Here is an 11372-nt window from a genome sequence, read left to right on the forward strand (position 1 = left end):
TTCATTCCGCGGCTGCGGCAAGACAGCGGTCGATGATCTTGCCGATTTCGCCACGGCAGGAGCCGCAATTGGTTCCAGCGCTTGTTTCCTTGCCGACCGCCTCGACGCTGTGGCACCCGCCGCGCACGGCGGCGGCGATCTGATTCACTCCGACGCTGAAACAGGAGCAGACGGTCGCGCCCGGGTCCGGCCTGCCGGCCCCGGGGCGGCCGGCGACCAGCGCAAAGCGTTTCCTGAGGTCGCCATGCGAGGCGGTAAGTTGCGAGATCGCCCAGTTGCGCGCGACGGCGACCGGCTCGCGTGCGAGGAACAGCGCGGCAAGCAGGGTCTCGCCATCGAAGAAGGCAAGCCTGAGGTCGCCGGATTGCCGGTCGGCATAACCGAGCGGCTCGATTTCATCAGGAATGGCGAAAACCGCGCGGCACCAAGAGACCCAGTCTTCAATGGCCTCGCTGAAGGCAAGCTCCAGCCGCCAGCCGCCGACAGCTTTCGCCAGCGCCCAATAGCCCGCGTCGGGCGTGGCGGGTTTTACGGCCGAGACGGCGAAACCATAATGCGTAGCGCGGAAGGGGCGGACGGCGACGGCGACGTTCTTCGACGCCGGCTGACCGGAAAACGGGTCGGTGATCGGCGCAACCATGGCGTCGATCCGCGCTTTTGCCGCGAACTGATCGTTCCAGTGCATCGGCGCAAAGATGCCGCCGCGCGCCTGGCGATCGGTCACCAAGGCACGGACGACAGCCTTGCCGTGCGGGCTTTCGATCTCCACCAAACCGGCGCTTGATATGCCGGTCTCGATCGCATCGCGCGGATGGATTTCCGCGAAAGGCTCGGCGATGTGGGCTGAGAGCCGCGCGCTCTTTCCGGTCCGCGTCATCGTGTGCCACTGGTCGCGGATGCGTCCGGTATTCATGGTGAAGGGAAAGTCGGCATTGGTGCGATCCGTTGCGGGCGGCTCCACCGCGACGAAGCGTGCCTTGCGGTCGGGATGGAAGAAACCGCCCTCGGCGAAGAAACGGGTGACGCCGCCTGCGGTCCCTGCCGCCTGCGGCCATTGGAAAGGTGACAGTTCATCATAGGCGGCACCGGCAATATCGGCGCGGGCGCCGATATCGAAATCGCGGCTGCCGTCATTTTCGAAGGCGGAAAGCGCGGCATGTTCCGCAAAGATATCGACCGGCGCATCGAAGTCGAAGGCATCGGCAAATCCCATGCGGCGGGCGACTTCCGCAAGCTGCCACCAGTCGGCCTTCGCCTCGCCGGGGATGTCGAGGAAAGGCCGCTGCCTTGAGATGCGCCGCTCGGAATTGGTGACGGTGCCGTTCTTCTCGCCCCAGCCGAGCGAGGGCAAAAGCACATGCGCGTGCCGGGTCGTATCCGTCTCTTTCAGGATGTCGGACACGACGACGAAGGGACAGGCGGCGATCGCGCTTTCGACGCTGTCGGCAGCCGGCATCGAGACAACGGGATTGGTGGCCATGACCCAGAGCGCCTTGATGCGCCCGTCGGCCACCGCACGGAACATGTCGACCGCCTTCAGGCCGGGCTTTGCGGCAATAACAGGCGAGTTCCAGAAGCGCTGCACGCGGTCCCGGTCCTCAGGGTTTTCGATCGCCATGTGGGCGGCAAGCATATTGGCGAGACCGCCGACCTCGCGCCCGCCCATGGCGTTCGGCTGGCCGGTCAGCGAGAACGGTCCCATGCCCGGGCGGCCGATGCGGCCGGTCGCCAGATGACAGTTGAGGATGGCATTGACCTTGTCGGTGCCGGAGGAGGACTGGTTGACGCCCTGGCTGTAGCAGGTGACGACCTTCTCGGTCGTCTCGAACAGCCGGAAAAATTCCCGGATCTGCATGGCCGGCAGGCCGGTCCGTTCCAGGAGCTCGTTGATATCGAGTGCTGCGGCCGCCGCAAAGGCGGCGGCAAACCCTTCCGTATGGGCGGCAATATAGTTCTGGTCGATCGCCGGGCTCGTCGCGAGATGAGCCAGCAGCCCCATGAAAAGCGCGACGTCGCCATCCGGGCGGATGGCCAGATGCAGGTCGGCGATGTCGCATGTCATCGTCCGGCGAGGATCGATGACGACGACCCGCATGCTCGGCCGCGCCGTTTTCGCGGCAGCGAGCCGCTGATAGATGACGGGATGGCACCAGGCGAGGTTGGAACCGGTCAAGACCACCAGATCCGCCAGCTCGATATCCTCATAGGTGCCGGGCACGGTATCTGCGCCAAAGGCGCGGCGATGTCCCGCCACCGATGAGGACATGCAGAGCCGCGAATTGGTGTCGATATTGGCCGAGCCGATGAAGCCCTTCATCAGCTTGTTGGCGATGTAATAGTCTTCGGTCAGCAACTGACCCGAGACGTAGAAGGCGACGGAATCAGGCCCATGTTCGGCGATCGTTTCGGAAAAACGCCGGGCAACGAGATCAAGCGCCTCGTCCCAGCCGCTCCGTTCGCCAGCGATTTCGGGATAGAGAAGCCGGCCGTCGAGATCGATCGTTTCGGCAAGCGCCGAGCCCTTCGAGCAGAGCCGGCCGAAATTCGACGGATGCTCGGGATCGCCCTTGACGCTGACCGTGCCGGCCTCGTCGACCGCGGCGGTCACGCCGCAGCCGACGCCGCAATAGGGACAGGTGGTCTTGACCTCGGCCATCATCTATTCCGCCGCCATCATCATGCTTTCGAGCGCGATGAAGAGGGCGCCGTCCTCATTGCGGACCGGGATGGTCCTGACCTCGCCCTCGTCGGCGCCGAGCGCCTTGCCGGTTTCAAGAGAGATCACCCAGTTGTGCAGCGGGCAGGTGACGGCCTTGGCATGCACGATGCCCTGGGAGAGCGGGCCGCCCTTGTGCGGGCAGTGATCCTCGATGGCAAAGACCTCGTTCTCGGCCGTGCGGAAGACGGCGATCTTGCCCTGCGGCGTCTTCACGCAGCGTGCGCCGCGTAAAGGGATGTCGGAGATGTCGCCGATTGCAATCCAATTCATAGTCATCTCCTTACTCGGCGGCCTGCGGATAGCCGATCGTCGCCATCGGCTTGAATTCATGCTTGTCTTTGCCGGAAACGCGCTCCGACCAGGGATCTACCTGGGCGAATTTCTGGCTGAAGACGAAGCGGTCGTAATAGGCCTTGCGCTTGTCGGCATCGTCCATGATCTGGCGGCGGATTTCGTCCAGGCCGACGCGCTTGGCCCACTTGTAGATGCGCTCGAGGTAGCGGGCCTGCTCACGGTACATCTGCGTCAGCGCCACGATATGCTCCAGCGCTTCGTCCTCGGTCTTCACGAGACCGAGCACTTCCGTGCCCTTGATATCGAGACCGGCCGCTCCTGCGAAATGGATCTCGAAACCGGAATCCACGCAGATCACACCGATGTCCTTGCAGGTTGCTTCCGCGCAATTGCGCGGGCAGCCGGAGACGGCCATCTTCAGCTTGGCGGGTGTCCAGGAGCCCCACATGAACTTCTCGATGCGGATACCGAGACCGGTGGAATCCTGGGTGCCGAAGCGACACCAGTCGGAGCCGACGCAGGTCTTCACCGTACGCAGGCCCTTGGCATAGGCCTGGCCGGAGATGAAGCCGGCCTTGCCGAGATCGGCCCAGACGGCCGGCAGGTCTTCCTTCTCGATGCCGAGCAGGTCGATGCGCTGGCCGCCGGTCACCTTGACCATCGGGATTTCGAACTTGTCGACGACATCGGCGATGGCGCGCAGCTCGCTCGAATTGGTGACGCCGCCCCACATGCGGGGAACGACGGAGTAGGTGCCGTCTTTCTGGATGTTGGCGTGGACGCGCTCATTGATGAAACGCGACTGGTAGTCGTCGGCATATTCGTCCGGCCAGTCGCAGACGAGGTAATAGTTGAGCGCCGGCCGGCATTTGGCGCAGCCGCAGGAGGTCTTCCATTCCAGCTCCTGCATGACGGCCGGAATGGTCTTCAGCCCCTTCGCCTTGATCAGCCGGCGGACATCGTCATGGCCGAGCTCGGTGCAGGTGCACATCGGCTGCACGGCAGCGGGATTGTAGCCATCGCCGAGCGTCAGTGCCATCAGTTGCTCGACGAGGCCGGTGCAGGAGCCGCAGGAGGCAGATGCCTTCGTATGAGCGCGCACGTCGTCGAGCGACGTCAGTCCCTTACCGGTGATGGTCGACGTGATTTTACCCTTGCATACGCCGTTGCAGCCACAGATCTCCGCGTCATCCGGCAAGGCTGCAACGGCCGCCATAGGGTCCAGCGGCGACCCTCCCTGGTAGGCCTGTCCGAAGATCAGCGTCTCGCGCATCTCCGAAATATCGGTGGCCTTCTTCTTCAGATCATTGAACCAGGCGCCATCGGCGGTTTCGCCGTAAAGCACAGTGCCGATGATCTTGTTGTCCTTCAATACGAGGCGCTTGTAGACGCCGGCGCTTGCATCGCGCAGCACGATCTCCTCGCGGTCGTCGCCATCGGCGAAATCGCCGAGGGAATAGAGCTCGATGCCTGTGACCTTCAATTTCGTCGGCGTATCCGCATGCACGAAAGCGGGCGAGCGATCCCCGGAGAGATGCGCGGCGGCGATGCGGGCCATCTCATAGAGCGGCGCGACGAGGCCGTAGACCATGCCGCCCACCTCGGCGCATTCGCCGAGCGCCAGAATATCGCCGTCCGAGGTCTGCATTCCGGAATCGACGACGATGCCGCGATTGACCGCAAGGCCGGCGTCTTTTGCCAGGCCGACGCTCGGGCGAATGCCGACGGCCATCACAACAAGCGTTGCCGGGATGATGCGGCCGTCGTCGAGCTCGATGCCCTCGACCTTGCCATTGCCGATGATCGCTTTGGTATTGGCCTTGCAGATGACCTTGATGCCGCGTTCTTCGACCGCCTTCTGCAGGAGATAGCCTGCGGCCGGATCGAGCTGGCGCTCCATCAGCGTCGGCATGACGTGCAGAACGGTGACGTCCATGCCGCGCTGCGCGAGGCCCGCCGCCGCTTCGAGGCCAAGCAGGCCGCCGCCGATGACGACGGCCTTTTCGCGTGACTGGGCGGCAAGCAGCATGGCCTGCACGTCGTCGAGGTCGCGATAGGTGATGACGCCGGGCAGATCCTTGCCCGGAACGGGGATGATGAAGGGAACGGAGCCGGTTGCAATCACCAGCTTGTCGTAGCTTTCGGTGACGCCGTGATCGGAGGTGACGGTCTTGGCGTCACGATCGATGTTGACGATCCTGTGACCCTTGTAGAGCATGATGCCGTGCTTGATGTACCAGCCGTCACCATGAATGATGATCTGCTCGTAGTCCTTTTCGCCTGACAGAACCGGCGACAGCATGATGCGGTCGTAATTGACGCGCGGCTCGGCATTGAAGATCGTAACTTCATAGCGTCCGGGCGCCCGTTCGAGGAGGTGCTCCAGCATGCGCCCGGGCGCCATGCCATTGCCGATGATGACGAGTTTTTCGGTCATGCTTCCAGGTCCTTAGAGATTAGGTTGCAGCCACGGGTGCGGAATGGCTCTGGCGCGACAATTGCTTGACGGACAGGTGCATCCAGATGAGCGAGATCGCGACAATCGCGAAGAGCAGCAGGAAGCAGCTCGACCAAAGGCCGGTCATGTCCTTGAGGAAGCCGAAGGCAATCGGAAGGATAAAGCCGCCGAGACCGCCCATCATTCCGACGATGCCGCCGACGGCGCCGACGCTTTCGGGGTAATAGGCCGGAATGTGCTTGTAGACGGCGGCCTTGCCGAGGCTCATGAAGAAGCCGAGCACGAAGATGACGGCGATGAAGATCACAGGCGTGATGGTGGCAGCAGGCAGCGACAGGATGAGCGTGGCCACGGCCGATACGGCGAACATCGCATACATCACGCTGCGCGCACCCTTCTTGTCCGACACCATGCCGCCGAAGGCGCGGAAGATGCTGCCCGGGATCGAGTAGGCGGCCGCGATCATGCCTGCAGTTTCGAGATTGAAACCGTAGACGCCGACCAGATAACGCGGCAGCCACAGGGACAGGGCAACGAAGCCGCCGAAAGCGAAGAAGTAGTAGAGCGAGAAGCGCCAGACCTGAATGTTCTGCAGCGGCGCGAATTCCTGGGCAAGGCTCTTCGAAGCGACACCGCGTTCGCGGCGAAGACGGAAGGCCGGATCGTCAGTCGTGGTGAGCCAGAAGACGACGGCCATCAGCGCCAGGCTGGCAGCCCAGATCTCGGCGACCGCCTGCCAGCCCCATGCGATGAGCACGAAAGGAGCTGCGAATTTGGTCACGGCCGCGCCGACATTGCCGGCGCCGAATATGCCGAGCGCCGTTCCCTGCTTTTCCGCCGGGAAGAAAGGCGAAACGTAGGCGACGCCAACCGCGAAGGAGCCGCCGGCAAGCCCGACGCCGAGGCCGGCGATCAGCATCTGCGGATAGGTTTGGGCATAGGAGAGCAGAAAGGTCGCCAATGCGGCGGCCAGCATCGTGAGGGTGTAAACGAGACGGCCGCCGTAGCGTTCGGTCCAGATGCCGAGAACGATGCGCACGAGAGAGCCGGTGAGGACAGGGGTTCCGATCAGCAATCCGAACTCGGCCTCGTTCAGCCCGAGATCCTGTTTGATGCGAATGCCGATGATCGCAAAGATCGTCCAGACGGCAAAACAGAGGGTGAAGGCCACCGTGGATATCCACAGTGCTTTGGCTGGTTGGCCGGCGGACATGGGCTGCGCTTTTTCGATGACAGACATGGCTTCTCCGTGGCCCGACAAGGTCGTGCCGATCCATTGCTGAGGGTTAAAACAAAAAGCCGCTGGTCAGGACGCGCTTGCACGAGGCGCGCGAAATATCCTGATCAGCGGCTTTGCTGGTGGCGTCCGCCGTTGGACGCCGAACTCATGGCCTTCCGGCCGTTTGCCTTGAAGCGATCCCTATGCCGGATTGTTCAAGGATACATCTCTATGTTTCGTGAGCCATCCCGCGCTCACTCTGCTCCGATCGTCTTTGATCGGTATAATAATAACGAAGCAAATGCCGTGCCAATTCGCTCCGTCTGTTTCAGTGCGTTGAATTTAAAAGGTTTTTCACAAGTATCGTGTCTGCACCTTTTCGGGCGCTCGACGGTCATGCAAATCTTTTGTGCGTTGCGATAGGCTGCGCGCAGATCCGTGCTGGCGTTTTAAGCAGCGCGGGATCAAATCTCGTCGCTGCCGCAAGCGAAGGACAGGGCGCTTCTGACGGCAAAGCCTGCGACATAATCCGGCAATGTTGTGGGATCGAAGACGTGGCCATCCATGAAGCGGTCGCCCTCGTCGCCGCCCTCGATGCGGATATCGGCATCCTCGGGCGCGTTTTTGTCGCCGAGAGCGGCGCGATAGAGATCCGGACGATAGGCCGAGGCGGCGGCCCGCGCGTGGTTGAGGCTGGCCTCCGCCTGTCCCCAACGCAGCATCTGGCTGTAGATCCACAGCGCTTGGCTCGGCCTCGGATAATTGGCAAAGCCGGAATGAAACTTGAAATAATCGGCGATGACGCGCCGGTTGCCCCTGGCGTCAAGGCTGAATTCGCCGGCGAGCACGCGACGGAGGATATCGACGGGAGCGGCGATATAGCGGGGATCGGCGAGGGCGGCTGCCAGCGCGTCGTGGTTTTCAGCCCGGTCACACCAGCGGGCCGCAGCGTCGAGCGCTACGATCAATCGTGAAACGGTTTCCGGACGGCTTTCCGCCCAATCCGGCCGCATGCCGATCACCTTTTCCGGGGCCGAGGGCCAAATGTCCTGCTTGGCTGCGACGATGCGGCCGACGCCCCGTTCCGAGGCAATCATGTTCCACGGCGCGCCGACGCAGAAGCCATCGATGGCGCCGGCCTCCAGCGCCTCCGACGTCAGCGGCGGCGGCACCACGACGAACTTGACGTCCTTGTCGGGATCGATGCCGCCGGCCGCCAGCCAGTAGCGGAATTCGTAATTGTGGGATGAGAAAGGATAGGTGACGCCGAATGTCGGCAGCGGCTCGCCGTGCGCTTTCATCGCCGCGATGGTTTTTGCGAGGGCGCGAGCGTTGTCGAGCGCGCTTGCCGATTCCGATAGGCCGGTATCGTCCCGCATCCTCTCGAAGAGCCGTGTCGAAAGCGTGATTGCATTGCCGCCGCGCCCAAGGGAAAACGGTGTGATCGTCGGCGAGGGATTGGAGCCGAGGCCGAGCATGGAGGCGATGGGCATCGGCGACAGCATATGGGCGATATCGTATTGGCGGAACGCCAGGCGATCGCGGACATTGGCCCAGGAAACGTCCTTGACGAGATCGAGGGTCAGGCCTTCTTTCCTGGTAAATCCGAATTCCGCGGCTGCGATCAGCACCGATGCGTCGACCAGCGGAATGAAGCCCGCCCGCAGCACTTTTGCGCCTTCGCTGTTGACGCGCGCGGGCAAGGGCAGCCCACCGCTAACATCGGCGATATCAGTCATCATATCCACTCCGGTTTCCTCCGGAAATTCGCCAAGCCGGCCATCACATCAAAAGTCCCGCGGCGGTGACAACGCTCTGGGCGATTTCCGACATCTTCTTATTTTCGTTCATCGCCGTCTGTCGCAACAGTGCGAAGGCCTCTTCCTCTGGCAGGCCTCTCATCCTCATCAGTATGCCCTTGGCGCGCTCGATCAGCTTGCGCTCCTCCAGCGCCGACCGGGCATCGGCAAGTTCCCGCCGCAGCCGGTTGAAGGCATTGAACCGGCTGACCGCCATGTCGAGGATTGGCTTGACGCGTTCCTTCTTCAGGCCGTCGACGATATAGGCCGAGACGCCTGCATCGACCGCAGCCTCGATGGAGGCCGTGTCGGAGCGATCGACGAACATGGCGATCGGGCGGGAGACTGTCCGCGTCAGCTGGAAAAGATGCTCCATCATGTCACGGTTGGGATTTTCGATATCGATGATGATCACGTCGGGCATGAGTGTTTCGATGGTGCGCGCAATGCCGTGGACCTCATGCACCACGGTCACGCGCGCATGCCCTGCCTCGCGCAAGCCCTCCTCGATGATGGAGGCGCGAATGGCATTTTCATCGATCACAAGAATTGTAAGATCGCGATGCGTCATGCCCATATTTATGACGCGCCGCAGCAATTTTTGCAAGGTGTTCGCCTGAAAAGTGTGCATGAATAAAGTCGCCTAAAAAATAATCAACTTGCCGCTTTTAGGGCAGGGACTTTGGAGGCCACGCATTGGCACAGCCGCATGCCGGACGTGGCATGGACCGGACCGATCCCGATCCGGCTCTTCGGAGCGGGAGCCGACTATTGCACCTGCTTCCGATAGCGCCGGCGGAGAACCATCAGTCTTTTGGTGCAGGTGTCCGCGGGAAAAATAATGCGGCGGCAGGCCGGAAATCGAAAGAGCATGCCTTTGGTTATCGTGGTATATAACCTAGTTAAAATCCTGGGATGGGAAGTTTTACATTTGGCTGGCGCGATCGCGATGACCGCAATCTTGTGACCGCTTCCGGCGGGCAGGTCCCATGGCCTCGATTTGAGATGAATAACATTTAACACAAGGCTTGGAGGGCCGACCATGAGCTTGCGTATCAACGACATTGCCCCCGATTTTACCGCCGACACCACGCAGGGACCGATCAGCTTCCATGATTGGATCGGCAACGGCTGGGCGGTCCTGTTCTCGCACCCGAAGAATTTCACGCCCGTTTGCACCACCGAACTCGGCGCCATGGCAGGCCTGGAGAAGGAATTCTCCAAGCGCGGCGTAAAGATCATCGGCATCTCGGTCGATCCCGTGGAAAGCCACGGCAAGTGGAAGAACGATATCAAGACCGCAACCGGCTTCGACGTCGAATATCCTCTGATCGGCGATAAGGACCTCAAAGTCGCCAAGCTCTATGACATGTTGCCGGCCGGCGCCGGTGAGAGCTCGGAAGGCCGCACGCCCGCCGACAATGCGACGGTGCGTTCGGTTTTCATCATCGGTCCCGATAAGAAGATCAAGCTGAGCCTGACCTATCCGATGACGACGGGCAGGAATTTCAACGAGATCCTGCGCGCCATCGATTCCATCCAGCTGACGGCGAAACACCAGGTGGCGACACCGGCGAACTGGAACCAGGGCGAGGATGTCATCATCACAGCCGCGGTTTCCAACGAAGACGCGATCACCCGTTTCGGCTCCTTCGACACGGTTCTGCCGTATCTCCGCAAGACCAAGCAGCCGACGGCCTGATCGTCGGCTTCAGCTGCTCCTCGCGCCGCCGCGACCATATGGCCCGGCGGCTTTTTCATGGGTATGCCGGAGAATGCGCTGTCAGAGCACCAATTCGAATGCCGACGTTGATTGGGGGAAGCTTTGCGCCCCCATCGATGCTATCTAGAATTCAGCGTCGCGATGGAAGTTCGAACCTGAGATCCGATGATAGGGCGAAAGCATCAGTCCGGCATTGGGAGGAGATTGGCGAAGGCCATGCTTTCGCTCTGCCTTTTGTTTTCTGAAGCGGAGACGACAAGGGCCCAGCCGGAGGGCAGCACTGCGACACCGGCCTGTCTCTATTCCGGGCCTTCGGCGTCGCCATCGGGCGAGACGCTTTGCATTCGTAAGGAGAGTTTCAACCGCGATCTCTGCGTCGCGATCGAGCATTTCGCCGAGGCCAACCAATTGCCGCCTGATTATTTCGCCCGCCTCATCTGGCGGGAAAGCACCTTTCGCCCCGACGCGGTCAGCATCAAGGGAGCGCTGGGCATTGCGCAATTCATGCCGGGAACGGCCAAACTCCGCGGCCTTGAAGACAGTTACCAGGTGCTGGAAGCGCTGCGGAAATCGGCGCAGTATCTCGATGAATTGCGCAATCGTTTCGGCAATCTCGGCCTGGCAGCCGCCGCCTATAATGCCGGCGAAAACGGCCTCGCAACTTACCTTACAGCAGGCACATTACCTTACGAGACGCGCAGCTACGTGATGGCGATCACCGCACATACGGTCGAGGAATGGAAGGATAACCCGCCGGAAGACGCGGCAGCTCCGCTCGACAAGGACAAGCCCTTTCTCGATGGCTGCGTGGCCCTTGCAGAGAGGCGGACGCTGAAGGACACGCCCTGGCGACAGGAGGGCATCTGGGCCCCCTGGGGCGTCCAGCTTGCGGCGAATGCGGATGTCGCGGTCGCCCGGCGTCTGTTTCTCGATGCCGTCCAGGATCTGCCCGCGCCGCTGAATGCGGAGCAGCCGCTGATCCTGCGTCAGCGGGACCGCAGCTTCGGTTTTCGACCGCGTTATGCGGCCCGCATCGCTCGCCAGACGCGCGTGGAAGCCAATGATGTCTGCAGCCAGATCAGGAAGCGCGGCGGCAGCTGTCTGGTTTTCAGAATCGATAACGGCTTGTCGCCCGCTTTCGATGACGAAAAGTTCGCTTG

7 protein-coding genes and 1 pseudogene are annotated in these 11372 nt (G+C 61.8%); 2 read left to right on the plus strand and 6 right to left on the minus strand.

Annotated elements, in window-relative coordinates; translation table 11 throughout:
• Position 1: 1 nt before the first annotated feature.
• The 6 genes from NE852_RS09065 to NE852_RS09090 all read right to left on the minus strand — a co-directional run bounded on the left by NE852_RS09065 (position 2) and on the right by NE852_RS09090 (position 9060).
• Positions 2–2659 carry a nitrate reductase gene (locus tag NE852_RS09065; protein WP_258156420.1) on the minus strand — a complete coding sequence of 886 codons (2658 nt, stop codon included), beginning with the start codon at positions 2657–2659 and terminating at the stop codon, positions 2–4.
• Positions 2660–2995, minus strand: a complete 336-nt coding sequence (gene nirD / locus NE852_RS09070; protein WP_128623543.1) for a nitrite reductase small subunit NirD — start codon at positions 2993–2995, stop codon at positions 2660–2662.
• A 4-nt stretch (positions 2996–2999) separates the two neighbouring features.
• Positions 3000–5450, minus strand: a complete 2451-nt coding sequence (nirB, locus tag NE852_RS09075) for a nitrite reductase large subunit NirB (RefSeq protein WP_008527288.1) — start codon at positions 5448–5450, stop codon at positions 3000–3002.
• Between the two features lie 19 nt (positions 5451–5469).
• On the minus strand, positions 5470–6711 hold the full coding sequence (locus NE852_RS09080) for a nitrate/nitrite transporter (RefSeq protein WP_258156421.1): 1242 nt from the start codon (positions 6709–6711) through the stop codon (positions 5470–5472).
• A 443-nt stretch (positions 6712–7154) separates the two neighbouring features.
• Positions 7155–8429 carry a CmpA/NrtA family ABC transporter substrate-binding protein gene (locus NE852_RS09085; RefSeq protein WP_374992006.1) on the minus strand — a complete coding sequence of 425 codons (1275 nt, stop codon included), beginning with the start codon at positions 8427–8429 and terminating at the stop codon, positions 7155–7157.
• 43 nt (positions 8430–8472) lie between these two features.
• Positions 8473–9060, minus strand: a complete 588-nt coding sequence (locus NE852_RS09090) for an ANTAR domain-containing response regulator (protein ID WP_008527277.1) — start codon at positions 9058–9060, stop codon at positions 8473–8475.
• Between the two features lie 471 nt (positions 9061–9531).
• On the opposite strand from NE852_RS09090, the gene NE852_RS09095 reads away from it, so the two are divergent.
• A complete protein-coding gene (locus NE852_RS09095; protein WP_008527276.1) occupies positions 9532–10191 on the plus strand; it encodes a peroxiredoxin in 660 nt (219 codons plus the stop codon).
• Between the two features lie 237 nt (positions 10192–10428).
• A pseudogene (locus tag NE852_RS09100) lies at positions 10429–10815 on the plus strand (lytic transglycosylase domain-containing protein); the annotation flags it as partial.
• Positions 10816–11372 lie beyond the last annotated feature (557 nt).

The sequence above is a fragment of the Rhizobium sp. Pop5 genome (genome assembly GCF_024721175.1).
Lineage (GTDB): Bacteria > Pseudomonadota > Alphaproteobacteria > Rhizobiales > Rhizobiaceae > Rhizobium.